The 26,993-nt window shown below is 63.2% G+C and carries 26 protein-coding genes; 10 read left to right on the forward strand and 16 right to left on the reverse strand.

Features of this window, described 5'->3' with window-relative positions; translation table 11 throughout:
* Nucleotides 1–79 precede the first annotated feature (79 nt).
* Nucleotides 80–445 carry an ArsR/SmtB family transcription factor gene (locus AC0L2C_RS01925; RefSeq protein ID WP_473522573.1) on the forward strand — a complete coding sequence of 122 codons (366 nt, stop codon included), beginning with the start codon at nt 80–82 and terminating at the stop codon, nt 443–445.
* Nucleotides 442–927 carry an SRPBCC family protein gene (locus AC0L2C_RS01930; protein WP_287226031.1) on the forward strand — a complete coding sequence of 162 codons (486 nt, stop codon included), beginning with the start codon at nt 442–444 and terminating at the stop codon, nt 925–927. Before AC0L2C_RS01925 ends, AC0L2C_RS01930 begins: the two co-directional genes overlap by 4 nt.
* Nucleotides 928–1,024: 97 nt before the next feature.
* Here AC0L2C_RS01930 and AC0L2C_RS01935 read toward each other — a convergent pair whose 3' ends face one another.
* From AC0L2C_RS01935 to AC0L2C_RS01970, 8 genes are all read right to left on the reverse strand, one after another.
* Nucleotides 1,025–1,378 carry a nuclear transport factor 2 family protein gene (locus AC0L2C_RS01935; RefSeq protein WP_128179809.1) on the reverse strand — a complete coding sequence of 118 codons (354 nt, stop codon included), beginning with the start codon at nt 1,376–1,378 and terminating at the stop codon, nt 1,025–1,027.
* 136 nt (nt 1,379–1,514) lie between these two features.
* Nucleotides 1,515–2,492, reverse strand: coding sequence for a 2-dehydropantoate 2-reductase (locus tag AC0L2C_RS01940; RefSeq protein ID WP_287236941.1), 978 nt, complete (start codon nt 2,490–2,492; stop codon nt 1,515–1,517).
* Nucleotides 2,492–4,027 (reverse strand): acyl--CoA ligase, encoded by a 1,536-nt coding sequence (locus tag AC0L2C_RS01945; protein ID WP_473522574.1) that lies wholly within the window; start codon nt 4,025–4,027, stop codon nt 2,492–2,494. Before AC0L2C_RS01945 ends, AC0L2C_RS01940 begins: the two co-directional genes overlap by 1 nt.
* Nucleotides 4,020–4,718 (reverse strand): fumarylacetoacetate hydrolase family protein, encoded by a 699-nt coding sequence (locus AC0L2C_RS01950; RefSeq protein ID WP_287237184.1) that lies wholly within the window; start codon nt 4,716–4,718, stop codon nt 4,020–4,022. The genes AC0L2C_RS01945 and AC0L2C_RS01950 overlap by 8 nt, the downstream gene beginning before the upstream one ends.
* A 2-nt stretch (nt 4,719–4,720) precedes the next feature.
* Nucleotides 4,721–5,476, reverse strand: coding sequence for an ABC transporter permease (locus AC0L2C_RS01955; protein ID WP_287236937.1), 756 nt, complete (start codon nt 5,474–5,476; stop codon nt 4,721–4,723).
* A 6-nt stretch (nt 5,477–5,482) separates the two neighbouring features.
* Nucleotides 5,483–6,286 carry an ABC transporter ATP-binding protein gene (locus AC0L2C_RS01960; RefSeq protein ID WP_287189999.1) on the reverse strand — a complete coding sequence of 268 codons (804 nt, stop codon included), beginning with the start codon at nt 6,284–6,286 and terminating at the stop codon, nt 5,483–5,485.
* A gap of 1 nt (nt 6,287) precedes the next feature.
* Nucleotides 6,288–7,115: an ABC transporter permease gene (locus tag AC0L2C_RS01965; RefSeq protein WP_023799435.1), complete on the reverse strand. Its 828-nt coding sequence runs from the start codon at nt 7,113–7,115 to the stop codon at nt 6,288–6,290.
* Nucleotides 7,116–7,127: 12 nt separating this feature from the next.
* Nucleotides 7,128–8,123, reverse strand: a complete 996-nt coding sequence (locus AC0L2C_RS01970; RefSeq protein WP_128171988.1) for an ABC transporter substrate-binding protein — start codon at nt 8,121–8,123, stop codon at nt 7,128–7,130.
* 177 nt (nt 8,124–8,300) lie between these two features.
* On the opposite strand from AC0L2C_RS01970, the gene AC0L2C_RS01975 reads away from it, so the two are divergent.
* Entirely contained in the window at nt 8,301–8,993 is a 693-nt protein-coding gene (locus AC0L2C_RS01975; RefSeq protein WP_128167736.1) for a FadR/GntR family transcriptional regulator, read from the forward strand.
* A 57-nt stretch (nt 8,994–9,050) separates the two neighbouring features.
* Here the strand turns inward: AC0L2C_RS01975 and AC0L2C_RS01980 are convergent, their stop codons facing one another.
* The 7 genes from AC0L2C_RS01980 to AC0L2C_RS02010 all read right to left on the reverse strand — a co-directional run bounded on the left by AC0L2C_RS01980 (nt 9,051) and on the right by AC0L2C_RS02010 (nt 16,602).
* Nucleotides 9,051–10,478: an aldehyde dehydrogenase family protein gene (locus tag AC0L2C_RS01980; RefSeq protein ID WP_473522575.1), complete on the reverse strand. Its 1,428-nt coding sequence runs from the start codon at nt 10,476–10,478 to the stop codon at nt 9,051–9,053.
* A gap of 33 nt (nt 10,479–10,511) precedes the next feature.
* Nucleotides 10,512–11,597, reverse strand: a complete 1,086-nt coding sequence (locus tag AC0L2C_RS01985) for an ABC transporter ATP-binding protein (RefSeq protein ID WP_287236933.1) — start codon at nt 11,595–11,597, stop codon at nt 10,512–10,514.
* Entirely contained in the window at nt 11,587–12,195 is a 609-nt protein-coding gene (locus tag AC0L2C_RS01990) for a cupin domain-containing protein (RefSeq protein WP_023799440.1), read from the reverse strand. Before AC0L2C_RS01990 ends, AC0L2C_RS01985 begins: the two co-directional genes overlap by 11 nt.
* Before the next feature lie 220 nt (nt 12,196–12,415).
* Nucleotides 12,416–13,486: an ABC transporter substrate-binding protein gene (locus AC0L2C_RS01995; protein WP_023799441.1), complete on the reverse strand. Its 1,071-nt coding sequence runs from the start codon at nt 13,484–13,486 to the stop codon at nt 12,416–12,418.
* Nucleotides 13,471–14,349, reverse strand: a complete 879-nt coding sequence (locus AC0L2C_RS02000; RefSeq protein ID WP_287236930.1) for an ABC transporter permease — start codon at nt 14,347–14,349, stop codon at nt 13,471–13,473. The genes AC0L2C_RS01995 and AC0L2C_RS02000 overlap by 16 nt, the downstream gene beginning before the upstream one ends.
* Nucleotides 14,346–15,233 (reverse strand): ABC transporter permease, encoded by an 888-nt coding sequence (locus AC0L2C_RS02005; protein ID WP_473522576.1) that lies wholly within the window; start codon nt 15,231–15,233, stop codon nt 14,346–14,348. The genes AC0L2C_RS02000 and AC0L2C_RS02005 overlap by 4 nt, the downstream gene beginning before the upstream one ends.
* An 85-nt stretch (nt 15,234–15,318) precedes the next feature.
* On the reverse strand, nt 15,319–16,602 hold the full coding sequence (locus AC0L2C_RS02010) for an NAD(P)/FAD-dependent oxidoreductase (RefSeq protein ID WP_287236928.1): 1,284 nt from the start codon (nt 16,600–16,602) through the stop codon (nt 15,319–15,321).
* 258 nt (nt 16,603–16,860) lie between these two features.
* On the opposite strand from AC0L2C_RS02010, the gene AC0L2C_RS02015 reads away from it, so the two are divergent.
* The 5 genes from AC0L2C_RS02015 to AC0L2C_RS02035 all read left to right on the forward strand — a co-directional run bounded on the left by AC0L2C_RS02015 (nt 16,861) and on the right by AC0L2C_RS02035 (nt 22,203).
* Nucleotides 16,861–18,015, forward strand: coding sequence for a fumarylacetoacetate hydrolase family protein (locus AC0L2C_RS02015; protein ID WP_287236926.1), 1,155 nt, complete (start codon nt 16,861–16,863; stop codon nt 18,013–18,015).
* Nucleotides 18,016–18,270: 255 nt separating this feature from the next.
* The gene (locus AC0L2C_RS02020) at nt 18,271–19,203 is read left to right on the forward strand and encodes a substrate-binding domain-containing protein (protein WP_287236924.1); all 933 of its coding nucleotides are present in this window, start codon (nt 18,271–18,273) and stop codon (nt 19,201–19,203) included.
* A 123-nt stretch (nt 19,204–19,326) separates the two neighbouring features.
* Nucleotides 19,327–20,313, forward strand: coding sequence for an ABC transporter permease (locus AC0L2C_RS02025; RefSeq protein ID WP_128167742.1), 987 nt, complete (start codon nt 19,327–19,329; stop codon nt 20,311–20,313).
* A gap of 3 nt (nt 20,314–20,316) precedes the next feature.
* The gene (locus AC0L2C_RS02030; RefSeq protein WP_287341477.1) at nt 20,317–21,111 is read left to right on the forward strand and encodes an ATP-binding cassette domain-containing protein; all 795 of its coding nucleotides are present in this window, start codon (nt 20,317–20,319) and stop codon (nt 21,109–21,111) included.
* A gap of 69 nt (nt 21,112–21,180) precedes the next feature.
* Nucleotides 21,181–22,203: a LacI family DNA-binding transcriptional regulator gene (locus tag AC0L2C_RS02035; RefSeq protein WP_473522577.1), complete on the forward strand. Its 1,023-nt coding sequence runs from the start codon at nt 21,181–21,183 to the stop codon at nt 22,201–22,203.
* A gap of 505 nt (nt 22,204–22,708) precedes the next feature.
* Here the strand turns inward: AC0L2C_RS02035 and AC0L2C_RS02040 are convergent.
* The gene (locus tag AC0L2C_RS02040; RefSeq protein WP_023799451.1) at nt 22,709–23,290 is read right to left on the reverse strand and encodes a TetR/AcrR family transcriptional regulator; all 582 of its coding nucleotides are present in this window, start codon (nt 23,288–23,290) and stop codon (nt 22,709–22,711) included.
* Nucleotides 23,291–23,553: 263 nt separating this feature from the next.
* Between AC0L2C_RS02040 and AC0L2C_RS02045 the strand changes: the two genes are divergently transcribed.
* Together AC0L2C_RS02045 and AC0L2C_RS02050 are read left to right on the forward strand one after the other, a co-directional pair.
* Complete coding sequence (locus AC0L2C_RS02045; protein ID WP_023799452.1) at nt 23,554–23,811, forward strand: hypothetical protein; 258 nt, start codon at nt 23,554–23,556, stop codon at nt 23,809–23,811.
* Entirely contained in the window at nt 23,805–26,981 is a 3,177-nt protein-coding gene (locus tag AC0L2C_RS02050) for an efflux RND transporter permease subunit (RefSeq protein ID WP_473522578.1), read from the forward strand. The genes AC0L2C_RS02045 and AC0L2C_RS02050 overlap by 7 nt, the downstream gene beginning before the upstream one ends.
* Nucleotides 26,982–26,993 lie beyond the last annotated feature (12 nt).

Consider the following 26,993-nt stretch of genomic DNA (forward strand, 5'->3'; position numbering starts at 1 on the left):
TTTTGGGCTTGCCAATACTAAGGAATCTTCCTAAGTATTTTGCGAACCATTTTTGGCCATGCGCAGGGGGGCGAGGATGATGAGCGTCGCAACAAGCCCACAGACCGCGAGTCCGAGCGTCCCGCCGATCGACGGCATCTTTCGGGCACTTGCCGATCCGACGCGCCGCCGTGTTGTCGAGCGGCTGAACAGAAGCCCCGTCTCGGTCAGCGAACTTGCCCAGCCGTTCGAGATGGCCCTGCCCTCCTTCGTTGAACACCTGAAGGTGCTGGAAGGCTGCGGGCTGGTGCGTTCCGAAAAATCCGGCCGCGTCAGGACCTACCGGCTTGCGCCTGAGCCGCTGAAACTTGCGGAAAACTGGCTGGCCGAGCAGCGCGCGCTCTGGGAACGCCGCCTAGACCAGTTCGACGACTATGTCATGACACTCAAGGAGAAAGACAAATGAGTTCGACGCCGCTGTTCAAACCCGACCCAAAACTCGACCTCGTCCTCGAACGCGTCATCGACGCGCCACGAGAACTGCTCTGGACCGCCTTGACGAACCCCGAACATGTCCGGCAATGGTTCACACCGAAGCCGTGGATCATCACCGATTGCGACATCGACCTCAGGCCGGGCGGGCTGTTCAGGACCCGCATGCAGTCGCCTGATGGCAAGGAAGTGAACGACCGCCGCTGCTGCTACCTCGACATCGTCCGGAACGAGCGGCTGGTGTGGACCGACGCATTGCTGCCCGGTTATCGGCCGTCAGGGGACCCATTCATCACAGCGGTCATATCGTTGCAGCCGGAATGCGAGGCGACACGCTACACCGCGACCGCCATCCACCGGGATGAAGCGACACGAAAGAACCATGAGGAGATGGGCTTTTTCGACGGCTGGGGCACAGTGGCGGATCAGCTTGCCACGTATGTGAAGGGGATTTGAGCTGCTCACACGGCAGCCAGGGCAATCGTCCTGGCCGCCATGCCTGATTTCCAACGATGCGGCGAGGTGACCAAGCTTCCGGAAGCCGGTTTCAGCCTCAATAATAGAAGCGCTCTTCGGCAATTTTGCCGTTCTTGACCGTGTACAGACCGACCTCATCCATGCTGACACGCTCGCCTGTAGCCTTGGGCGTTATGTCAAACTTGAAGCGCACTGCGAACTGGTCGCCGTTGACATATGGGCCCTCGACCGAGCCGCCATGAACTTCGTTGTTCTCTTGCCACCACTGGCCCTTCTGCCTCACGGCTTCCTTGCCACGGCAGATAGCCATCGGCCCTTCCATTGCTTCGTAGCTGACGATGTCATCGGCATTGTACTTCTCAGCAGCACCTTCGTTCTCACCTTGCTTCAGCAGTTCTGTGAAATCCTTGGCAATTTCCGCGGTGGTCATGTGTTTCCTCTGTTCAGACTAATTCCAAGTAGGGAACCGCTTGCTGGCCTGCCACTGTCGCCCGCTCGCGTGGAACAAATCAGGAACAAACTGGAGAGTCAAGTGGAGATCGAGCCGGCAATTTCACGATAGTACGTCAATAGCAGCCGCGCTCGATGGCGAGGCGGCGCACCAGCGCCAGCACGCTGTCGATGGTCGGCGTCGGCTGGCCGGTCAGCCGGCCGAGTTCCTGGACCGCCGTCACCAGCGCATCGATCTCCATCGGGCGGTCACGCTCGAGATCCTGCAGCATCGAGGTCTTGTGCTCGCCGACGTCGCCGGCACCCTTGATGCGGCGGTCGACCGAGATCGGGAAACGAACGCCGAGACGTTCGCCGATCGCCTGCGCCTCCAGCATCATGGTGCGGGCAAGCGCCCGGGTGGCCTCGTCGGCAGTGATTGCCGCAAGCGTGCTGCCGGTCAGCGCGGAAATCGGGTTGAAGGAGAGATTGCCCCACAGCTTCACCCAGATCTCGCTGCGGATGTCGTCGCGAACCGGCGCCTGCAGCCCCGCTGCGACCATCTCCTCGGCAAGCCGGGTGACACGCTCGCTCTTCTCGCCCGAGGGCTCGCCGAGCGAGAACCGCTTTCCCTCGATATGGCGAACCAGGCCGGGCGCATCCACCTCGGCCGCGGGATAGACGACCGAGCCGATGACGCGATCCGGCCCAAGCCGGTCCCAGATCACCCCGCCGGGATCCACCGCTTGCAACCGCGTGCCTTCGAGCGGCCCGCCGATCCTGTGGAAATACCACCACGGCACGCCATTCTGCATGGTGACGACGGCCGTCCCCTCGCCCAGCAGCGGCGCGATCTGGTCGAGCGCTGGCGCAACCGAATGGGCCTTGAGCGCCAGCACGACATAGTCCTGGACGCCTAGCTCCTGCGCCTGCGCGGCGGCCCTGACCGAGGCGACGGCTTCATGACCGTCTTCGATCAGGCGAAGACCGGCCGTCCTGATCGCGTCGAGATGCCCGCCGCGCGCCACGATCGACAGATCGACGCGGCCGGCCATGGCAAGCTTGGCCGCGAGATAGCCGCCGATCGCGCCAGCGCCAAAAATGCTGATCCGCATTATCCCAGCCCAGGTTTGGCAAGACCGAGTTTGGTCGCGAGGCCGATGCGCTGCAGCTTGCCGGTCGCGCCCTTCGGGATTTCGTCCAGGATCAGGACAATGCGCGGCACCTTGAAATCGGCGAGCCGTGTCGCGGCAAAGCTGCGGATTTCGCCTTCTGTCGCGGCCATGCCCTCGCGCAGCACGATCGCAGCCGCGACCTCCTCACCGAGCTTGTCGTGCGGCGTGGCGAAGGTGACGACCTGCGCCACCGCCGGATGGTCCATCAGCACGTCGTCGACCTCGAGCGGCGAGATCTTCTCGCCGCCGCGGTTGATGATCTCCTTGAGCCGGCCGGTGACGCGCAGATAGAAGTCGCCGTCGAGCACGCCCTGGTCGCCGGTATGAAACCAGCCATGCGCAAAAGCCGTGGCATTGGCGTCCGGATTGTTCTCGTAGCCCGCGGTGACATTAGGCCCGCGAATGACGATCTCGCCGGTGTCACCGGGCTGCAGCAATCGCCCGTCCGGCGCCATCACCGCCACCTCCGGTCCGGCCGCGGCGCCGACGCTGCCCGGCTTGCGCAGGCCCGGCGGCAGCCGGTTCGAAGCCATCTGGTGCGCGGCCTCGGTCATGCCGTAGGATTCGATTACCGGGCAGCCGAAGGTCGATTCAAGCTCGGCCATCACCTGCGGTGGCAGCGATGCCGAGGACGAGCGGATGAAGCGTAAGGGCGCCGCCGCCAATGCATCGGCATTGCGCGTTGCGCGCGGCAGTATCGCCTGATGCATGGTCGGCACCGCGGTGTACCAGCTCGGCCGCGCCTCACCCAGCCAATGGAAGAAGCGCAGCGCGTTGAAGCCCGGCGTGCAGAAGACGCTGCCGCCGGCGGCGAGCGAGGACAGCACCGCCGCGATCAGCCCATGAATGTGGAACAGCGGCATGATGTTGAGGCAGCGATCACCGGCCGTCAGGCCGAGCGTCGCGCCGATATGGGCGGCCGAGGCGGCGAGATTGGCGTGGCTGAGCGGCACCAGCTTGGGCCGTGACGTGGTGCCGGACGTGTGCAGCAACAGCGCGATGTCGCCGTCTTCAGCCAGGTCGGGCGAAACATACGGACCAACCGGTTTGCCCTTGATCTCAAAACTGCCGGCTGGTGCGTCACGCAGTGCCGTGAGCCTGAGCACCGCTATGCCGAGGCGCTCGGCCACGGTCACCGCCGGGCCGCTTTCGTCTTCGGCGACGAGGATCGCCTTGGCGCCGATGTCGGTCAGATAGAAATCGAACTCGTCGGCCCGGTAGGCCGGATTGAGCGGCGCCGTCGACGCCGCCGCCGCCACTGCGACAAAGGCCGTCGCCATCTCCGGCCCGTTCGGCAGCACGATGGCCACCCGGTCGCCACGGCCGAGGCCCAGTGCATGCAATTGCGCTGCCGTCTCGGAGATCAGGCGGCGCAGTCCGCCATGCGCGAGCGTGATCCTGTCGGGTGCCGAAATCGCCGGCGCATCGTCGGCTCCGGCGGCAAGCCGCTCAATGATCGAGGCCGCTTCAGACAACGCGAACCTCTAGGTCGCCGACGCCATCGATATGACCGCGAAGAACATCACCGCGCACGACCGCGCCGACGCCCGCCGGCGTGCCGGAAAGAATGATGTCCCCCGGCATCAGCGTGAAGAGCCCTGAGAGATAGCTGATCATTTCCGGAACCTTCCAAATCATCTGGTTGAGGTCGCCGGTCTGCTTTCGCTGACCATTGACGTCCAGCCAGATCGCGCCCTGGCTGGGATGGCCGGTCGAGCTTGCCGGAACCAATGGCGTGCATGGCGCCGATGCCTCGAAGGCCTTGCCGACCTCCCATGGACGGCCCATGTCCTTCGCCTTCCCTTGCAGGTCGCGCCGCGTCATATCGAGACCTACGCCATAACCGAACACGCAGTCCAGAGCCTTTTCGACCGGGATGTCGGTACCGCCGCTCTTCAGCGCCACGACCATTTCGATCTCGTGATGAACATCGTTAGAGGCCGGAGGGTACGGAAATTCTCCTGTCGTATCGAGGTTGTCGGGGTTCTTCTGGAAGAAGAATGGCGGCTCCTTGTCGGGGTCGTGTCCCATCTCGACGGCATGCGCGGCATAGTTCCGCCCGACGCAATAGACCCGGTGCACCGGAAACAACTTGTCGGTTTCCGCCACCGGGATGCTCGGGATTGCGGTCGGTTCGATGACGTAGCTTGAAGTCGTGCCGTGCATGTTCACTGTCTTGCTCCTGCGTAGTATTCGACTTTGGCTTCGGCCCGTTCGATCAGTTCGGCGATCAGCAGGGCGAAGGCAAAAAGGATGATGGTCAAGGCCCAGAATTCGGCCATGCGGAAATTTCGCGAGAAGGTTTCGAACAGCGCACCGTAGCCGACGATGGCGACGAGCAACTGGCCGATGACGACGCCCTTGACGCCGCGGATGAGGCCGAGGCGAATGCCGGCAAGGATTTCCGGAAGGGCCGCCCACAGGATGATCTTGCTATAGAGCGCCGGGCGCGAGGCGCCGTAGGAACGCGCCATCTCGATCAGCGACGGCGAGATATGACGGACCCCGGCGCGGGTGTCGAGAACGATGATCCAGATCGCAAACAGGAACACCGCCGCAACGATCGTCTTCTCGCCGAAGCCGAACAGGATCATCAGCACCGGGACGATCGCCGAGAGCGGTGCGCTTGAAAAGATGTTGACCCACATGCCGAGCAGGTCGTCGGCGATCTTGACGCGTCCCATCAGGATACCCAATGGCACGCCGACAACGATCGACAGGGCCATGCCCGTCGCGAAGGCGCGAAGGGTCGTGACTGTCGCGCTCTGCCAGGACGGCGTCTGCACCAGGCTGACCGCTGCAACCAGCGCGTCGCTAAACGGCGGCAGCAGAAAGACAAGGTCGAGCCGGCCGACGATTTCCCATACGACGCACCAGACCAGCAGGGACGCCATCATTGGCACACGGTAGCCAAACAAGGTCACGGCCGCTCACTCCACATACTGCTTCAGCCCCTGCCAGATCTCCTCGACAGTATCGAGATAGTGCCTGTCGCGATGGATGCGCTCGGGGTCGCCGGAGCGATCGATTTCCGGTTCGATGATCTGCGAAACCCGGCCGGGTCTCGGCGACAGCAAGACGATGCGGTCGGAGATGTAGACCGCTTCCTCGATCGAGTGCGTCACGAAGATGAAGGTCTTGTTCTGGTTGGTGCGCAGCCGGATCAGGTCTTCCTGGAATTTCCGCCGGTTCTGCTCGTCGACCGCCGAAAACGGTTCATCGAGCAGCAGGACGTCGGCATCGACCGACAATGCGCGCGCCAGGCCGACGCGCTGGCGCATGCCGCCCGACAGCTGATGCGGATATTTGTCCTCGAATCCGGCGAGACCCACCTCGGCGATGTAGCGTCGGGCGATCGCTTCGCGCTCGGCCTTGTTGGCGCCGCGCAATTCAAGTCCGAAGGCCACATTGCGCATCACGGTCGCCCACGGCATCAGCGCAAAATCCTGGAACACGAAAGCGCGTTCGGGGCCGGGTGCGGTGACGTGCTTGCCGTTGATCGCGACGGTGCCACCATCGGCCCGTATCAGCCCCGCTATGATCTTCAGCAGCGTCGTCTTTCCGCAGCCGCTGGGTCCGAGAAGGCTGGTCAGCTTGCCCCTGGGAAAGTCGAGGTCGATGCCGCGCAGCGCCTCGACATTGCCGTAGGTCTTGGAGATTCCCCTCACTTCCACGATTGAATCGATCGGTGCGGGAACCGGCGACGGTCCATTTCGCAATGCGGTCGCGCCCATCTTAAGCACCTCTGCTTTCGGGCCTGAAAACGCGGACTTCCACCCACTGCAGAAAGACGAGCGTCAGGGTGGAAAGCGCAATGATCGAGGCGATTGTTGCGTACATCTCGGCGTAGTCGGCGCGCGAGCGGTGGAAGGTGATGAGGTCGCCGATGCCGGTCGGGGTGATCAGCAGTTCGGCGAGCACCACGCCGACGAAGCCGGCAGCGACTCCAAGGCGCAAGCCGGCAAAAATCACCGGGCTGGCGTCCGGAAGGATGATCTTGGCGACGGTCTGCCAGCGGGTGCCGAGGAAGGATCGGCACATGACCAGCAGCGACTCGTTGACGTTGCGCACGGCCTTGTAGGTGTTGAGCACGATGACCGGCAGCGCCAGGATCATGACGGCGAGCGTCTTGGCGGTCATGCCTATTCCATAGACAAAGGTGACCATCGGAATGAAGGCGGCGACCGGTGCTGCCTGAAGCACGATGAACACAGGGATCACCAGCCATTCGCCGGTGCGCCACAGGCCACAGATCGTGCCGAGGCCGACACCCAGGAACGCCGACAGGACAACGCCAAGCACCAGCGGCTGCAGCGTCGAAAGGTAGGCGGTCGCCAGGCTGCCGTCGGCGAGCAGTCCGAAGAACGCGACGACCGTGTCGGAAAAGGTCGGGAAAGCGAAGCTGACGGGAATACGCCCGGCCACCTCCCAGATTCCCGCGAACAGGGCGATCGACACCAGCCTGAGCAGGACCGGCTGGTCCCACGATGCGCCCGTTGCGCTGCGATTGGAAAGAGGAGCGAGGCCGGCAGCCTCGCCGTCGGTTCTGATGCTTACGGCCATCCGCTTGGGCGCCTATTTCTTGCCGAGCTTGGCGACGGCGCGGTCGATTGCGGAGACGTCCCAGAAGTCCTCGACCTTGAGGCTGGCGGGATCGCCTTCGATCTGGCCGGCAAGGCTGAAGAAGGCAAAGTCGTCCTTGGCCGCATCGGCTCCGCCGCCATTCAGCGCAAGGCTGCCGGCTTCCGCGGTTTCCTTGTAGTATTCGGTGATTTCGCTGTCGGCTTCAGCGCCGAGATCCGGCAGCAGTTTGTATTTGTTGCGAAGCTCGACGGCGACCGCCGGGCTCGCGGTGATCTCGCGCGCGGTCTTCATCAGTTCCTCGACCAGGATGTCGACGTCGGCGGCGCTGTTCTTCAGATAGTCCGCGGTCGCGAAAAGCGCTTCGTCAGAGGCGCCGAGATCCTCGACCGGCAGAACGATGAACTTGCCGGGGGCTTCGGCTTCGAGCGCGCGCCTGTTGGCGGCATCGACGATCGACGCCTTGATGGTCCCTTGGAGCAGCGCATTGCGGCGAACCTCGGAACCCGGGACATAGCTGATGTTGCCGAGCTTGATGCCGTGGTTTTTCGCCATCAGCAGCATGACCGCTTCGGTGCCTGAGCCGCGCGCCTGGACTGCGACCTCCTGCCCGTCGAGATCCTTCCATTCCTTGTAGAATTCGCTGTTGACGACGGGAAAGAAGCGCAGCGTCGATATCTGCGCGAAAATGCGGATCGGCACGCCGACCTTCTGGATCAAGGTATAGGGCGCGCCAATGCCGACATCGGCCTGGCCGCCGACAATGGCCTGGGCAGCCAGATCCTCGTCATTGAGAACAATGAGTTCGACATTCACGCCGCGCTCCCTGGCCCGCTCTATCGCGGCGAGCGTCTGAATGGATTCGATCCCGGGAAGGTCGCCGAATGCAATGCGCATATCGCCCGCATTTGCGGCCGACAAGGGCGCTGCACATGCTAGGACCGCGGCGAAAGCGGTGGCAAGGATGGTACGTCTGGACACGCCGGCCATTGTCATTCCTCCCGTTTTTTGTAACCATTTCCTTGATTGGTTAAGACTACGGGACGGATTGGTCAAGGAGAAACTGCACCGTATCGAACGGGCGTGCCCAGAAAACTCGGCAGTTGACGGTTTCCACTAATCGTTTTAACACCGGCAGAGGAAAGCATATGCGGATTGGTTAAATTGATGGACGATCCCGGTAATGGCGGCCACGCCGCCTTGGTTCAGCTGCAGGCCTATCTTGCCCAGATGGATCATGCCGGTGAGACGCGGCTGCCTGCCGAGCGGGAACTGTCGGAGAGCCTCGGCGTATCGCGCGGCGATCTGCGCAAGGCGCTGGCGGTTCTCGAGAAGGATGGCCGCATCTGGCGTCACGTCGGCAGGGGCACCTTCGTCGGCAGCGGGCCGGTCGAGGAGACGATCGGCATTTCGGAAATCGCCGGGCGCACCAATCCGGCCGACGTGATGCGCGCGCGCCTCATCCTTGAGCCCGAAATTGCGCGCGAAGCGGCGCTGCACGCCACGCTTTCGGATATCGCCGCGATGCGGCAATCGCTGGTGCAGACGCGGGAGGCAGTCACGTGGCGGCAATATGAGAATGTCGACAATCTGCTCCACCGGCAGATTGCGCAGGCGAGCCGCAACAATGTTCTGCTCGGCCTGTTCGACGTGCTGAACGCCGTGCGCCGCACCGTGGTCTGGGGACGTCTCCGTTCAGAAGGCGTCCGCCCTCCGGCAGACCATCACAGCTTCGCCGACCATGAACGGATCGTCGAGGCGATCGCCGAGCGTGACCTCGGCGGTGCGGCGGCAGCGATGCGCCTGCATCTCCAGCAGGTCGAGCGGCGCCTGATCCCTGTCCGCGAAGCCGCCGAATAGCTCGGATGACCCGCTACAGCGACCTTCTTGGATGCGCGGCGCTGTTCGGGTTAAGCCCTAAGCGCCGTAGCCGATGATGCCCTTGATCTCGAGGAAATCGTGGATCGCCCAATCGGCATATTCGCGGCCGTTGCCGGATTGCTTGTAGCCGCCGAACGGCGCGAAGGTGTCCCACTCCGGATAGTTGATCGAGACCTGTCCGGCGCGCAGGCGGCCGGCGACTTTGCGCGCGTGGTCGATATCCCCTGACTGCACGTAGGCGACGAGGCCATAGACAGTGTCGTTGGCGATCTTCACCGCGTCATCGTCGTCATCATAGGAGATGACCGAAAGCACCGGCCCAAAAATTTCTTCCCGCTCGATGGTCATGCCCGGCGTGACGTGGCCGAAGACGGTCGGCCGCACGTAATAACCGCGATTAAGATGCTCCGGCCGGCCGGGACCGCCGGCGACCAGCGTTGCACCCTCGGCGATGCCGGCCTCGATCAGCCGCTGGATCTTGTCGAACTGGATGTTGCTGACCACCGGCCCGAGCTTGGTCTCTTCCGAGCGCGGATCGCCGACCTTGTGCGCCTCGGCCGCCTTCTTGGCGATCGCCAGCGCCTCATCGTGGCGGGCGGCCGGCACCAGCATGCGCGTCGGCGCATCGCAGGACTGGCCGCTATTGCCGAAACACGCGTTGACGCCCTTGCGCACGGCCTTCTCGAAGTCGGCATCGGCAAGCACGATGTTGGGCGATTTGCCGCCGAGTTCCTGCGCTACGCGCTTGACCGTCTCGGCCGCCGTCTTGGCGACGATGATGCCGGCCCGGGTCGAGCCGGTGAAGGAAACCATGTCGACATCGGGATGTCCGGCCATGACCTGTCCGACATCCGGACCGGTGCCGTTGACCATGTTGTAGACCCCCTTCGGCGTGCCGGCCGCTTCCATCACTTCCGAAAAGACGATGCCGCTGATCGGCGCGATCTCGGAAGGCTTCAGCACGACCGTGCAGCCGGCGGCGATCGCCGGCGCCACCTTGCAGACGATCTGGTTAAGCGGCCAGTTCCACGGTGTGATCAGCGCGCAGACGCCGATCGGCTCCTTGACCACCATGGTGGCGCCGCGCTTCTCGCTGAATTCGTAATCCTCCAGCGCCTTGATGGTGGACTCCATATGAGCCCTGCCCGCCCATGCCTGCGCCTGGCGCGCCCAGGTGATCGGCGCGCCCATCTCCTGGCTGACAGCCTGGGCGATGTCCTCGTAGCGCTCGTTGTAGATTTCTAGGATGCGCTTCAGCAGCGTCAGGCGCTCGGCCTTGCTGGTCTGCGAAAAGGCCGGAAAGGCCGCCTTCGCCGCTGCCACGGCGCGGTCCACATCGGCCTTCGAGCCGACGGAGATTTTGGTGTAGGCCTCTTCGGTGGACGGATCGATCACATCCAGCGTCGCCGGCACCACGGGCGCGACCCATCTTCCGTCGATAAAGAAGTTCAGGTGATTGCTCATGGGTAGTGCCTCCGGTTTTCTGGAAGGATAGGGTTAGATGGGCAGCATAGGGCAGTTAGCGCCGCGGCGCAGGCTGATATGCGCCACGTCGCCGACGCTGAATTGAAAACCTTCCGCCCGGCGTGGCGCATCGATCACCACTGGTATCCCCTGCCCCAATTCGGCGTGCAGGCGCAAGGTGCGGCCGTGAAAGACGATGCTGCTCACCCGCACCGGCGCGGTGCCGGTCGCTGCTTCGGTCGCCGCCAAAAGATCCTCCGGACGCACTCCGATGGTTCGCACCGCGCCTTCTCCCGGCACTTCGCCGGTTTCCGACGTGGCTTCGAGCGGCAGGGCGCCGGCGGCGAAACGCAACCGATCGCCGTCACGGCCGACAAAGCGCGACTGCAGCAGGTTCATCGTGCCGATGAAACTGGCGACGAATTTGGTGGCGGGCCGGTCGTAGAGCGTGGCCGGCGGCGCAATCTGCTCGATGCGGCCCTTGTTCATGACGACGATACGGTCGGAGATCGACAGCGCCTCGGTCTGGTCGTGGGTGACCATGACGAAAGTGGTGCCGAGCCGCGACTGCAGCCGCTTCAATTCGACCTGCATCTGTTCGCGCAGATGCGCATCGAGCGCCGACAGCGGCTCGTCGAGCAGCAGCACACGTGGTTCGCAGACAATCGCACGGGCAAGCGCGACGCGCTGACGCTGGCCGCCAGACAATTCGGACACGCGGGCGCCGAGCTTCTCGGCAAGGCCAACCATGTCGAGCGCTTCGCCGACGCGCTTTGCCTGTTCTGCCCCGGAAAGCTTGCGCAGCGACAGGCCGAAGCCGACGTTTTCGGCGACGTCCATGTGCGGAAACAGCGCATAGTCCTGGAACACGGTGTTGACGGGACGGTCGAACGGCCGCAGCGAAGTAATGTCACGGCTGTCGAGCAGCACCCGTCCGCTCGACGGGCTTTCGAATCCTGCGATCACCCGCAGGCTAGTGGTCTTGCCGCAGCCAGATGGGCCGAGCAAGGTCAGGAACTCGCCGCGGGCAATGTTGAGATCGACGGCGTCGAGTCCGACAATGCCGCCGGGGAAAATCTTCGACACCGCCTCCAGCCGGACGAGAGGATCAGGCGCCATCGCGAACCTCGGACGGCTTGGTCGTGTTGACCCAGAGGATCTGGCAGCGCTCGGCGCCCGGATTGCGGAAGGCATGCAGCAAGGTGCTCTTGAAGGCGAAGCTGTCGCCGGTCTTCAGCCCGTAGGTGGTTGAATCGATCACGAGTTCGACCTCGCCCGACAGGACGAAACCGAATTCGTGGCCGGGATGGGCGTAGGCTTCGACGGTGCCGCCACCGGCTTCTACCGTCACCAGCATGCCGGTGAGCGTAGCGGCCGGCGGCGACAGCAGCGCCTTGGCGATGCCTTCCGACTTCACCGGGATCTGGCGCCGACTGTTGGCGCGCACGCAATAGAGATCGCTGACGGCATCGTTGCCGTCAGCAATCAGCGCCGACGGCTCGATGTCGAGAGCGGCGGCGAGCGGCCAGATCACCTTGACGCGAAGCGAGGACAAGCCGCGCTCGATCTGGCTGAGCGCACCGATCGAAACGCCGGCCTTGGCGGCAAGCTCGGCCAGCGAAAGACTGCGTTCCAGTCTGAGCGCCCGCACGCGCCGGCCGACCCGCACATCGGCGTCGTCTTTCGGCTTTTCAGCCGCTTGGTCCAGTATATCCATGCATACTTCCTCGTTCGCCAGCACTTTCCCTTCTCCCCCTGTGGGAGAAGGTGGCCGAGCCCACGGGTCTTGCCTCCGGCAAGCCCGAGGACAGGCTCCGCTCGGACGGATGAGGGGTGTTCCAGCTTGGCAAACCCCGCATTCTGTCCAGCACCCCTCTACCGTCTCGACGCTACGCGCCGATCCACCTTCTCCCACAAGGGGAGAAGGAAGAGCGAACTCAGCCGCCTGCCTTGACCTTCTCGAACATCTTGGCGAGTTCGTCATTCTGTTTCATCGGCCCGGTGAAGACGGTAGTCTTCAGCATCACTTCCGGATCGGACGGCAGTTGCAGCTTTTCCAGTTCCTCCTTCGGCACCGCGGCGAAGGCCGAGCTGTTTGAGCTGCCGTAACCATAGGTCTGAATCAGGTATTTTCCCGAATCCGTCTCCAGCCGGCTGTTGATGAAATCATAGGCGAGGTCGACATTCTTGGCGTCTTTGAGCATGACGAAGCCGCACGACCAGGTCAGCATGCCTTCCCTAGGCTTCATGAACTCGACCGGCACGCCCTGCTTCTTCAGCGAGGTGGCCGACGCGTTCCAGGTCATGGCGGCGACCAACTGGCCACTCGCCAGCGCCTGTTCGACCGAGGTCATGTCGGTGGTGTAGTTGGAGAGCAGCGGGCGCTGCTCGCGCAGTTTTTCAGCCACCTTTTCCATCTGTTCCGGCGTCATGTCGAACGGATTGACACCGGCGAGAAGCGCCGCCACCACCGGCGTGTCGTGGACGGCATCGATCGTCGCCATGCGCCCGGCATATTGCTTGTCCCACAAAAGGTTCCAGCTCGGCTCCGGGTTCTTCACCAGATCGGTGCGGTAAAGGATCGAGGTGTTGCCCCAGTCCCACGGCACCATCCAGACTTTGCCGTCGCCGGCCTGCAGGTCGGGCAGGTTCTTGAAAACCGGAAAGATCGAATCCCAGTTCTTGATGCGCTTGGTGTCGATTGGCTGCAGCAGGCCTTCCCTGTTCCAGCGCGCCACCTTGTCGTAGCAGGGATGCGCGACGTCAGGACGGAAACCGGCCTTGACCTTGGTGAAGGCGTCATCGTCGTCGCCGAACATCGAGGCCTCGACGCCATCGGGGTGTGCGGCGAGGAAGCTCTTGTTGAAGTCGGGAAGTTCGTAGCCCGACCAGGTGAAATATTGCAGCTTGTCGGCCGCAAGCGCGACGGTCGACGAAAGCGCCAGCGCGAAGGCTGCCAATCCGGCTTGGACTGTCTTGCGATTTATCGATTTCAGGTCGAATGCCATTGCAGTTCTCCTCTTTCGGTTTCTTCTGGTTTGGGCAGGTTGGCGGGCACTGGCCGCTGAGCGGCGGCGAGCCCGCGATGGCGCAGGATTTCGGCAATTGCCGCGATGACGAAGGACACGGCCAGGATGGCCGTGCCCAGTGCCATGACGGTCGGCAGCGATTTCGGGAAACGCAGCTGGCTCCAGATATAAAGCGGCAAGGTCGGTTCGGTGCCGGCGAGGAAGAAGGCGACGATGAACTCGTCGAAGGAGATCAGGAAGGCCAGCATGAACGCTGATACAATGGCGGGCAGGCTGAGCGGCAGCATGACCCGCCTGAATGTCGTCCAGTCGGAGGCGCCGAGATCGAGTGCCGCCTCGTGGATGGTCTTGGGTATAGCGGCGAAGCGGCTTTTCATGATCACCACCGTCGTCGGCAGCGCCACCAATATGTGGCCGAGCACGATGGCGGTGCGTGACGGACCGAAGCCAATGAGGTTGACCAGGATCAGCAGCGAGATGCCGACGATGACGCCGGGGATCAGTATCGGCAGCCGCGCGATAGCGCTGATCGTGAAGGCAGGCGGCGAACGGCCAAAAAGATCCATGTAGGACACGGTAATGCCGCAGAGCGTGGCACCGGTGGCGGCAATTGCACCGATGACGAGGCTGTTGGCAAGCGCGCCGGACAGCGCCGAATTGCCGGACAGCGTCGTGTACCATTCAAACGTGAAGCCTTGCAGCGGAAACGCCGCCTGGATCGAATCGTTGAAGGAAAACAGCGGGATCAGCGAGATCGGCAAATAGAGGAATACCAGATAGACAAGCACGTAGGCGCCGAGCCAGCGGCCACCTTGCGTTGCGTCTATGCGCGCGGCGCTCATGTGCGGCTGCCAAACCTGCGGTCGGCGGAACGCACGACCAGCACCACGGCAAGGATGACCAGCATGACGGCAACGGCGAGTGCTGCGCCGAACGGCCAGTCATTTGCCTTGCCGAACTGGGCCTGGATCAGCGAGCCGATCATGGTGCTGGCAGGGCCGCCGACCAGCGCCGGGGTGACATAATCGCCGACCGACGGCACGAAGACGACGAGAGCCGCCGCCAGCACCCCCGGCATCGAATTCGGCAGCACGACGCGGCGAAAGCTGGTGAACGGTCTGGCGCCGAGATCGGAAGCAGCTTCGAGCAGCGATTTCGGGATCGTGTCCAGCGCCACATAGATAGGCAGGATGGCGAACGGCGCATAGGCGTGAGCCAGCGTGACGACGACGGCGGCCGGCGTGTTGAGAAACGCCAGTGTCGGTTCGGACCAGATGCCGCTTTCGATGAGCGCCGAGTTCAGCACGCCATTGTAGGCAAGCACGATCTTCCAGGCGAAAACGCGCAAGAGATAGCTGGTCCAGAACGGCAGCGTCACCAGAAACAGCAGCAGCCCGCGCCGCCGTCCGGCATGGAAGGCCAGGTAGTAGGCGACGGGATAGGCGGTGACGACCGTCGCCAGCGTCACCAGGCCGGCAATGGCCAGCGAGCGCAGCGTTACCGTCCAGTAGAGCGGGTCGGATGCCACGGTGATGAAATTCGCAAAAGTGAAACCGGCGCCCAGCAGCGAACCGTCATTGCCGCGAAGGGCGAGGAAAACCACGAGGCCGAGGGCAAACAGGATCAGGAAGAAGGTGACCAGCCCGCCCGGCAGCAGCATGGCCAACCGGAAACCCGTCGAGGATCGGGACTCCGGCAGCGGCTGCCTTGCAACGACGGTCGACATCGGGGTTGCCCATCGAAATTTGAAATCACTCAAGAATTTTTCATAATCATGAAACTGTCAAGCTGATTCCTGCGTCGGCATAAAATCAGCGCTCGAATGCATCCAGCATACGATACCAGGCGATCGTCGCGGCGACGCCGACCTGCCGAAAGACGTGGAATGGGATCGGCCGGATCTGCGAAACCGGGAACGGCAATTGCCTGGCGTCGCCGCTCGCCAGATAGCCAGCAATGCGCTCGCCAAGCGCGGTCATCAGGCCGACGCCACGGCCCTGGCAGCCGACCACTGCCATCAGGCCCTGCTCGGGCTCGTGGATATGCGGGAGGTGATCCGACGTCATCGCCACCCGGCCAAACCAGCGCTTTTCGATGGCGACTCCGGATAGCGCCGGATAGAGCCGGAGCAGCGCGCGCTCGAGATGCGCCCAATCACTTTCGCTGGTCGGCAGCGCCATTCGGCCGCGCCCGCCGAGCACCAGCCGCCCGTCGGCACTCTTGCGGTAATAAACGAGGATGCGACGTGAGTCCGATACTGCTTGCCCTTCCGGTAAAATCCCGGCCGCCAGATGGGACGGCAGCGGTGCTGTCGCGATCTGGAAGGAGTGCAGCGGAACGATCGTTTCGGCGAGACCAGGGAGCAGGTCGCCGGTATAGGCGTTCGTCGCCAGAATGACCGCTTTGGCCTGCAATTCGGCGCCGCCCTCCGTCGAGATGCGCCAATTGCCGGCGTTGTTGTCGAGGCGTATCACCTTCTGGTGTTCGGCGATCTTCACGCCCGCGGCCGAGGCGATCCGTGCCAGTTCCGACGTGTAGGCAAGCGGATCAATCACGCCGGCGCGGCGGTCGAGCCAGCCACCGAGATAGCCCTGCGCGCCAGTCAACGCGGCGATCTCGGTCTGGCTCAGAAGCCGGACATCGGCGCCACGGTTCCGCCACTGCCGGTCCCTGTTCGCCGCCGCCTTCAGCGCCGTCTCGGTGTGCGCTGCTTGGATCCAGCCATTGCGGACGAACGGCACCGCCAGTTTCTCGTCGCGGATCAATTCGAAGACGGCGTCCGCCGTCGAGGCGGCAAAATTGACGAGGATCTCGCCGCGTTCGGAGCCAAAATGCTCCAGCAGCCATTCCGGATCATATTTCAGGCCGGGGATGACCTGACCGCCATTCAGGCCCGATGCGCCTTGGCCGATTTCGCCGGCTTCCAGCACCTGCACGGCAAGGCCGAACCGGGCTGCATGCAAGGCTGTCGACAGACCGAGAATCCCGCCACCCACAATGACGACATCGGCACGCTGGCCGCCGGGAAAAAGCGACCGGAACGCAGAGGCCGCCGGCGGCTTCTGCCAGATCGGATCGGAAAACGGTAGGGGCAAGAGTCACCTGAATGTACTTCGTCAAATGAAAATCCTAGTGACGATTTCATGATTTTGAAAGAGCCTTTGATCTCGGCATCAGGGGGATTGAAGAGGATGGCGTCCGCCGATGCGAAATGCAGCGCAGGGCTCGATCGCGAGGAACGGGATAGACCTTTGGCGGGAATTTGTCGAAAGTGCCGCCGCCGCGGCCAGGCTTTTGTTGAACCATCGGTCCGCAGCGACGACGCAGAACAAGACAGCAGAGGACCGCAAGCCATGACGAACGCCACCCTCCTGCCCGACGAGGGCCTCTTCATCGGCCGCGCCCGGACGAGCGAAGCATCGCATCCGCTGGTGGTCACGGTACGCGGCGGCACGGTCTTCGACATCACCTCCAGCATGGCACCAACCGTGCGCGACGTCTGCGAGATGCCGGACCCGGCAGGCTACGTCCACGCCGCGGGCGAACCGATCGGGTCGCTCGATGCAATCGCCGCCAACAGTTTCCAGGCCGCGCGCGATCCGCAAAAACCGTTCCTGCTTTCCCCGGTCGACCTGCAGGCCGTCAAGGCGTCCGGCGTCACCTTCGTCGTCAGCCTGCTCGAACGGGTCATCGAGGAGCAGGCGCGCGGCTCGGCCGAGAAGGCGGACGCCATTCGCGCCGACATTGCCGGGCTGATCGGCCACGATCTGTCGAAGCTCAAGCCAGGCTCGCCGGAGGCGATGGAGATCAAGGCCAAGCTGATCCAGCGCGGCGCCTGGTCGCAATATCTGGAAGTGGGAATCGGCCCCGACGCCGAAATCTTCACCAAATGCCAGCCGATGGCGTCGGTCGGCTTCGGCGCCGATGTCGGCCTGCATCCGGTCTCCACCTGGAACAATCCCGAGCCGGAGATCGCCATGATCGCCGCCGGCAGCGGCAAGATCGTCGGCGCCACGCTCGGCAACGACGTCAATCTGCGCGACGTCGAAGGGCGCTCGGCGCTGTTGCTCGGCAAGGCCAAGGACAACAACGCTTCGGCCGCGCTCGGCCCGTTCATCCGGCTGTTCGACGACAACTTTTCCATTGGTGACGTGAAGCAGGCCACCGTGCGGCTGAAGGTCGAGGGCGAGGATGGTTTCTCGCTGGAGGGCGCCAGTTCGATGGCCGAGATCAGCCGCTCGCCCGAAGAACTGGTCGCCGCCGCCATGGGCCCGCATCACCAGTACCCCGACGGGCTGGCGCTCTATCTCGGCACCATGTTCGTGCCGTCGAAGGACCGCGGCGAAAAGGGCAAGGGCTTCACGCACAAGATCGGCGACATCGTCACCATCTCATCGGAGAAATTCGGCGCCCTGATCAACCGGGTACGGCTGTCTCCCGACTGTCCCCACTGGACCTACGGCGCCAGCCATCTGATGCGCGACCTTGCCAGGGCCGACCTCATTTAGCTTCCGTCCCGCCTGCGCCTCGTCTTCGGCGCCGAGGCCGCTTGCCGCAAAAGATATCAGCCAAACTGATGCGATCTGATGGGATGGCTGATGGCGCATTGTCGTGCGCCAACTACCACTGGCAAATGGAGGCTTGCCATTGGTCGAAAAAGCGGATGCTCTGATGCATCCAGATCGCCGCTGGCAAGAATACGGTCAGGCTTGCCGTGATCGTCGCCGGAGCTGGAGGACGTTTTCAAAATGGGAGGAAATCAAATGCTGACGAGGCTACGACTATTTGTATTCGGCTTGATCTTGGCGCTGGCGATTCCGGCGGCGGCACAGGCCAAGACCTTCTACTGGATTTCGCATGGCGGCCCGGCCGACCCGGTCTGGACCTACTTCCTCGCCGGCGCCAAGCAATGGGCGACGGACACCGGCAACACCGTCAACACCTCGTTCCACAATGGCGACGTGTCGTCCCAGCAGGAGGCTGTTCGCGCCGCCATCGCGGCAAAGGCCGACGGCATCACCACCACCAGCCCCGACCCGGGCAGCCTTATCGAGCTCGTCAAGGAGGCACGAGCGGCAAACATCCCGATCATCAACTTCAACACGCCCGATCCGAAGGCGGACTTCAACGCCTATGTCGGCGGCGACAACGTCACCTTCGGCAAGAACTGGGCTCAGTATCTGGTCGACAAGGGCCTGGTGAAGAAGGGCGATTTTGTCTGGATGCCGGTTGAAATCCCCGGCGCCACCTATGGCGTCCAGGAAGAAGAGGGCATCAAGAGCGTCTTCGAGCCGCTCGGCATCACCTATGAAATCACCGAAGCCACGCTCGACCAGGCCGAAGCAATCAACCGCATGGTCGACTATCTCACCGCCAACAGGGCCAAGGTCAAGGCGATCATCGGTCTCGGCGACCTGGTGACCGGCTCGATCAAGCGGGTGTTCGACCAGGCCGGCATCAAGCCGGGTGAAATCCCGGTCGTCGGCTGGGGCAACTCGCTCGACACCACCCAGGAGGTGCTGACCGGCTACGTCAATGCCGCACAATGGCAGGATCCGCAGGCGACCAGCTATGTGGCGCTTTCGATCGCCAACATGGCCGCCAGCGGCATTCCGCCCGGCTTCGACGTGATCACCGGCGCGCTCTACGAAAAGGACACCGCGCAGGTCTACGACGACATCCTGTCCGGCAAATAAAACCGCGATCGGGATGGTCGCGGCGGCGCTTGCCGCAGCGATCATCCCCATCATCCCGCTGAGCCTCGAACCGCCTCATGCGGCGCCGGACTTGGCCAGTTCCAACCATGTCGCGGGTCCAACGTGGAAAACAGTTCCATCATCCAACGCTCGATTGCCAGGCCGGAATTCGGGCCCTTCGTGCTGCTCGTCGTCGAGCTTGTCGTGTTCTGGGGGTTCAACCACGACTTCCTGTCACCGCAGAACATCAGCAACATACTCGCCTTCACGGTCGAGCTCGGCCTGATCGCGCTGGCGATGACGCTGTTGATGACTTCAGGCGAATTCGACCTCTCCGTCGGATCGCTTTTCGGCTTCTCGCCCGTCTTGATGTGGACGCTCTTCAACAGCGGCCTCACCTCGCTGGAGGCCGGCTTTGTGTTGGCCTTGCTGGTTGCCGCCTTCATCGGGCTGGTCAATGGCTGGTTCGTGACGCAACTCAAGATACCGTCCTTCCTGGTGACGCTCGGCATGCTGCTGGTGGTGCGCGGCACCGCTCTGTTCGTCACCAGCGGATTTCCGCAACGCACCTGGAGCGCCGAAGGCAGCTGGCTTGCCGAGGCGCTGGTCGGCGATTTCTTCATCGGGCCGTTCCGCATCTACATGTCGCTGTTCTGGTTCATCGCAGCCGCGATCGCACTTGGCTACGTGCTGACGCAGAGCCGCACCGGCAACTGGATCCAGGCGGCCGGCGGCAACCCCAATGCGGCAAGGGCGCGCGGCGTCAATGTCAGCGGCGTCAAGATCGGCCTGTTCATCCTGTCGTCGATCATGGCCTCGCTTGCCGGCGTCATCAGCTCGCTGCGCACTTCGGCCGCCAACCCGAACAGCGGCACCGGCTACGAGCTCGAAGTCATCGCCATGGTGGTGATCGGCGGCACCGCGCTGACCGGCGGACGCGGCACCATCATCGGTACTGTGCTCGGCATCCTGATCCTGCGCGTGATGCGCAACGGCATCGTGCTGATCGGCGTGCCTGGGCTTGCCTACAACATCTTCATCGGCGCGATCATCCTCGGCATGATGGCGCTCCACTCATGGCTGGAACGCCGGCATCAGGCGGGGACTTGAACCATGGCTGAGCCGCTTGTCCGCATGGAAAACATCCGCAAGTCCTACGGGCGCGTGCAAGCGCTGGTGGACGCCAATTTCCATGTTAACGAAAAGGAGATCGTCGGTCTGCTCGGCGACAATGGCGCCGGCAAGTCGACGCTGATCAAAGTCTTGTCGGGTGCGGTCCCGCTGACCAGCGGCGACATCTTCATCCGCGGCAAGAAGGTGGACTTGCGCAGCACCAGCGACGCCATCGCCCACGGCATCGAGACGATCTACCAGGACTCCGCACTGGTCACGCAATTGTCGATCGCGCGCAACCTGTTCCTCGGGCGCGAGCCGATCAAGCCGCCGCGTTTCCTCAACCGTATGGACCAGGAGGCGATGAACGTGGTTGCCCGCGATCTGCTCAAGCAGGTCGGCATCTCGAAGGACATCCCGCCGACCACACCAATCGGCTCACTCTCAGGCGGCGAGCGGCAGGCGGTGGCGATCGCGCGCGCCATGCATTTCGACAGCGACCTCATCATCCTCGACGAGCCGACCAACAATCTCGGCGTCGCCGAGACGCAAGGTGTGCTGAGCTTCGTGCGCAGCGCCCGCGATTCGGGCCATTCCTGCATCTTCATCGCCCACAACATCCACCACGTCTTCCAGGTGGTCGACCGCATCGTCGTCATGCGCCGCGGCAAGGTGGTTGCCGACGATATCGATCCGAAGAACACCAACGTCGCGGAAGTCGAACGGATCATCACCGGCATGTCCGACAAGGAGATCCACGACGCCATCGCGCAGGGGAAGCAACCACAAGGCTGAGTGGCCAGTTGGAAGCCGGGTTGGCCGTATCTCTGGTACAGGATCACATCGGCTCCTATGACTGCGACTATGAAAGCCACCGTTGCGGACATCGCCAGAAGCTGCGGGCTGTCGACCGCGACGGTCGACCGGGTGCTGAACAACCGGCCGGGCGCCAGCGCCGCCAACCGGCAGCGGGTGATGGAGGCGGCCAAGCAGCTTGGCTATCTGCCGGTCGTGGATCAGGTCACGCTGCCCTCGCGGCCGGCGCATCTCGAGTTCTTCCTGCCGATCGGCTCGAACGCCTTCATGACGGATCTGGCAAATCATATCGAGGACTATGCCGCACGCTTGCCACTTGTCGCCTCCTGTCGGATCCACAAGCTCGCCGGGATCTCGCCGAACGCGTTGCAGGCGGCCGTCGAAAACCTCTCGCTTAGGGCGAACGGCGTCGGTGTCATTGCGATCGATCACCCGAGAACGCGCAACATCCTGCGCGAGATCGTCGAAGCCGGCATCCGCCTGGTCACGCTGGTGTCGGACGTTCCGGGCGCGCCGCGATCGGCCTATGTCGGCATCGACAACCGTGTCGCCGGGCGCACCGCAGCCCTTTTGATGGGACGTTTCCTGGGCGGCCGCACGGGCCATCTGGCAATGATCGTCGGCTCACGCTCCTATCGCGGGCATGAAGAACGCGAAATGGGCTTTCGCTCGGTGCTCAGCGAGGAGTTCCGCAATTTGACCGTGACCAGCGCCGTCGAGATCAACGACGAGCCTGATATCAGCTACACGGCGACGATGAAGGCGCTGCACAACGAGCCGGAACTGCTCGGCATCTATTGCGTCGGCGCCGGACGCTCTGGCGTGGCGAGAGCGCTGCTGGAAGCCAAGCCGCAAAGGAAGCCGGTGTTCATCTGTCACGACCTGACAAGGGCGACACGCGGCTATCTCGTCGACGATCTGCTCGATGTCGTCATCGACCAGAATGCACGGCTGATCGCCGAGCAATCAGTCATTCGCCTGCTCGGCTCGATCGCTTCCTCGGCGCCCTATCTGACGCGGAAATTCATCGAACCGCGCCTGATCTTCAAGGAGAACGTTCCGGTCCAGTGATGCCACGCAAGCGCCACGGTTGGTCGCGGCGATGGTTAATATTCGGTTGATAGCGCGAATCTGCACATCTGCTATGCATCTTTTGCTATTGCCGAATCATTGGGCAACCGCTAGTTTCGCAGTTGTCGGCCATCTACTCCTCCCAGATGCGATGCCGACGCTGAGTGCGGCGCACCTCCTCCCGCGTCGTATTCGAAATCGAGCCCGCTGCCACCTCCTCCCGGCAGCGGGCTTTTTTTGTTCTTGGGTGTCGGGCAAGGCGGCGGCAATCGCCAATGGCTGGTTCGGGCAGCGCCGCAGCCCCATTGGAATCCCGCCACACTTGTCACTCTCACCAATTCGCTATCGGGCCTAGCCTGCTCTCAACCAGCAGCGACCGCCGCGCGCAAGAGCGCGGCGACAGACCGGCAACGGAGACGTGAGATGACAGCACATGCCAAGGCAAAAGAGTACTCGCGGCGCGGCTTGCAATGACACGCCAGCGATCGTTTCGCCGCTTGCGAGACTATCTGGCCCTGAACGAGGTGATCAGGCCTTCCGCCATGCGGACAAACTGCGCGCTGGGGCCTTCGGCTCCGACGCTTTGCAGGCTGACACGGGCGCCTTCAAGCAGCAGCGACAATGTATCGGCGAGAAGCTCTGCCTGTCCGATGCCGGCATCCCGACACAGGCCGACGAGACGGTCGCGCTGAGCCTGCTTGAGTTCCTTGATGACCCGACGGGCCGGATGGTCGGTCTCGCTCAACTCGATGGCGGCGTTGGCCATGTCGCAACCGCGGCCGTCCATCATCAGGCAATCGGCTGCCATCCGAACCCAGGCATGCAGTTGCGCAAGCTTGTCGCCCGGATGCTCCGCCTCGAACTTTTGCCACATCGCGTTGGCGCTGCATGCGGTCGCCCGCAGGCACTCGATGACCAGATCGTCCTTGGACTCGAAATGACGGTAGAGCGTCATCTTGTTGGTACCGGCGGCCTCAGTGATCGCGTCGACGCCGACGCCCTTGATGCCATGCTTGTGGAACATATCCCGTGCCGTCTCCAGGATGCGATCCCGGGGGCGGATCCGTTCCGCCGTGCCGTCTTCCATCAAAACCTCCTTGGTTTCCGGGATTTCCGAAAAATCCCTCGGCACACCTCTTGACTAGGGTGTTACCGGTCTGTAACTTCTAGATGTTACTTACTGGTAACACCCCCATTGCCTCGTGTCAATCTCGCAGGCGCCTGTGAACAGCCTCCGCCAAATCGGCCCAGGCATGAAACTGCGCCCCAGGCGACTTTGGCCGCGAAAAGGAAGACCACCCGATCTGCGGCGGCGTACGCCACAGATCGCCAAAGCCAGGAGCCGCTACGATGTCGCAGCGCAAAGATTTGACGATCGACGAAGTTGTGAAGGATCCGATGATCCGGATGCTGATGCAGGCCGACCGTGTCGACCCGCGCTCTTTCGAGACGATGCTGCGTAGCCTTGCGGATGCGCAAGGCCGCAGCCGCAAGGCGCCGCCTCGTTTCCTGGAAGATTCCGGGCAAAGCCGCAGCCGGCGGCTGTCAAGGGTGGCCAAGGCCTTTGGCCAGGCAAGAGCATCGGGCGAGGCGTGCGTGTCATGGTAAATTTCTTCATCCACCGTCCGATCTTCGCATCGTCGATCGCCATCATCATGGTGCTCGCCGGGACGATCTGCTATTTCCTGCTGCCTGTCTCGCAGTTTCCCGATATCACGCCGCCTCAGGTGGTGGTCAGCGCCAACTATCCTGGCGCCAGTGCGCAAGTCGTGGCCGACACCGTCACGACGCCGCTCGAACAGCAGATCAACGGCGTTCAAGGCATGACCTACATGTCGTCGTCGAGCTCCAATGACGGCTCGTCGACGATCACCGTTACCTTCGAGGTCGGCTATCCCCTGAGCACCGCCGCCGTCGATGTCCAGAACCGCGTCTCACAGGCGGCGTCCTCGCTGCCGGCCATTGTCAACCAGGGCGGCGTGACCATCAAGAAGCAGAACCCGAACTTCGTCCTGATCGTCAATCTCACCTCGCCCGACGGCTCCGTCGATCCGGTCGCGCTCAGCAACCTCGCCTACCTGCAAGTGGTCGACCCGCTGAAGCGCCTGCCCGGCGTCGGCGACGTGCAGATCTTCGGCGAGCGGCGCTATTCGATGCGCGTATGGCTCGATCCCGACAAGCTCGCCAATCTCGGCATCACCGCCGTCGATGTCCAAAACGCCATTGCCGAGCAGAATGTCCAGGTCGCGGCCGGCAAGATCGGGCAATCGCCGGCGCCGGCCGGCACCGCTTTCGAAATGCAGGTCAACGCGGTTGGCCGACTGAGCGATCCCAAGGAATTCGGCGATATCATCGTGCGCGCCGATGCCGCGAACGGTTCGCTGGTGCGGTTGCGCGACGTCGCGCGCATCGAACTCGGCGCCCTGCAATATTCGTCGTCGGCGTTCTTCGGCGAGGACCCGACCGTGGTGCTTGCGGTCTACCAGATGCCGGGCTCGAACGCGCTCGATCTGCAGCAGCGCGTCAAGGACAAGATGCAGGAACTGTCGGCCCGCTTCCCCAAGGGCGTCAGCTACGCCATGCATTACGATACGACACGTTTCGTTTCGGCGTCGATGCACGACGTGGTGGTCACGCTCGGCGAGGCGCTGGTCCTGGTCGTCGCGGTGGTGTTCATCTTCCTGCAGAGCTGGCGCACCACGATCATCCCGACGATCGCGATTCCCGTGTCGCTGGTGGCCACGCTCGTCGTCATGTACATGTTCGGCTTCTCGCTGAACATGCTCAGCCTGCTCGGCATGGTGCTGGCGATCGGCCTCGTCGTCGATGACGCGATCGTCGTCGTCGAGAATGTCGAACGCCAGCTGGAGGCCGGCCTAAAACCGCTGGCTGCGACGCGCGCGGCGATGGCCGAGGTCACCGGCCCGATCATCGCCACAACCGCCGTGCTGATGGCCGTGTTCGTGCCGGTCGCCTTCATACCCGGCGTTTCTGGCCGGCTCTACAATCAATTTGCCCTGACGGTGGCGATCTCCTTCGGCATCTCCGCCTTCGTCTCGCTGACGCTCACCCCGGCGCTGAGCGCCGCTTTCCTGCGCCACCGCCCGGCAACGCAATTCGTGCTGTTCCGCTGGTTCAACACGGGCTTCGATCGGCTGTCGCATGCCTATGCCAATGGTGTGCGCTTCCTCATCCGCCTGCGCTGGATCATGCTCGGCATATTCGCGGCTGGGCTTGTCGCGACCTATTTCGTCTGGCAGCGCCTGCCATCGACCTTCCTTCCGGTCGAGGACCAGGGCTATTTCTTCGTGGTCATCCAATTGCCGGATGGGGCGTCGCTGGAACGCACCGACGCGGTGGCGCGGAAGGCACGCGAGATCCTGCAGAACACGCCTGGTGTCGATATCGTCGGCTCGATCAGCGGCTTGAACTTCCTCACCAGTGCCGCCCAGTCGAACTCGGCGGTGGAATTCGCCATCCTGAAGCCATGGGACGAACGCGGCCCTGACCAGAGCGCCTCGAAGCTCGTCGCCGACGTGCGCTCGAAGCTCATGGAACTTCCGGAAGCGTTCGCGCTAAGCTTCGATCCGCCTTCGATCCCGGGCATCGGCACGACCGGCGGCTTTGAATTCCAGGTGGAGGACCTGACCGGTCGCGGCAGCGCTGCGCTCAACGACGCGACGCAGGCAGTGCTGGCCGAAGCGCGCAAGCAGCCCGAACTCAACCCGCAGCAATTGTTCTCGTCGTTCTCGACCTCGACGCCGCAGTTCAACTACGACCTCGATCGCAACAAGGCGAAGCTGCTCGGCCTCAGCCTGCCCGACGTGTTCAACACACTGCAGATCTATCTCGGCTCGCTCTATGTGAACGACTTCAACCTGTTCGGCCGCACCTTCCGGGTGACGATCCAGGCCGACAAGGATGCGCGTGCGGGTGCGGCCGACATTTCGCGGCTCTATGTGCGCAATGCCTCCGGCGGCATGGTGCCGTTGAGCACGCTCGGCAAGCTGGTGCCTATCGTCGGCCCGGAAACCGTCCCGCATTACAACAACAATGCGTCGGCCCTGATCAATGGCGGTGCCGCACCCGGCTTCTCCTCGGGCCAGGCGGTCGCTGCGATGGAACGTGCCGCCGCCACGGCGCTGCCGAAGGATTTCGGCTACGAATGGACGGGCATCACCTATCAGGAGCTCAAGGCCGGATCGATCGCCTCGATCGTCTTCGGTCTCGCCATGGTCTTCGTCTTCCTGATCCTTGCCGCCCAATATGAGAGCTGGGCCATGCCCTTCATGGTCCTGCTCGCGGTGCCGCTTGCCCTGTTCGGCGCCTTTGTCGCCTTGCTTATGCGCGGCATGCAGATCGACGTCTATTCGCAGATCGGTTTCGTCATGCTGATCGGGCTGGCGGCAAAGAACGCCATTCTGATCGTGGAGTTTGCCCGGCGCCGGCGCGAGGAAGGTCTCAGCATCGTCGACGCCGCAATGGAAGCGGCGCGCCTGCGGCTGCGACCCATCCTGATGACGGCCTTCGCGTTCATCCTCGGTGTGCTGCCGCTGATGTTCTCGACAGGTGCCGGTGCAGCCAGCCGCCAGTCGATCGGCACCACCGTCTTTGGCGGCATGGTCGCAGCGACGATCCTGTCGCTGGTGTTCGTGCCGGTCTTCTACGCGGTGATCGAGCAGCTGCGCGAGCGCGGCAGCAAGAGCGAGCCTGTCGCCGAACCGACTGAACCAACTGCCGAACCCGCTTTCGAGCGATTGGCCGAAGCGGCCGAATAGAATTGGAGAATG

Source organism: Mesorhizobium sp. WSM4845, assembly GCF_055811455.1.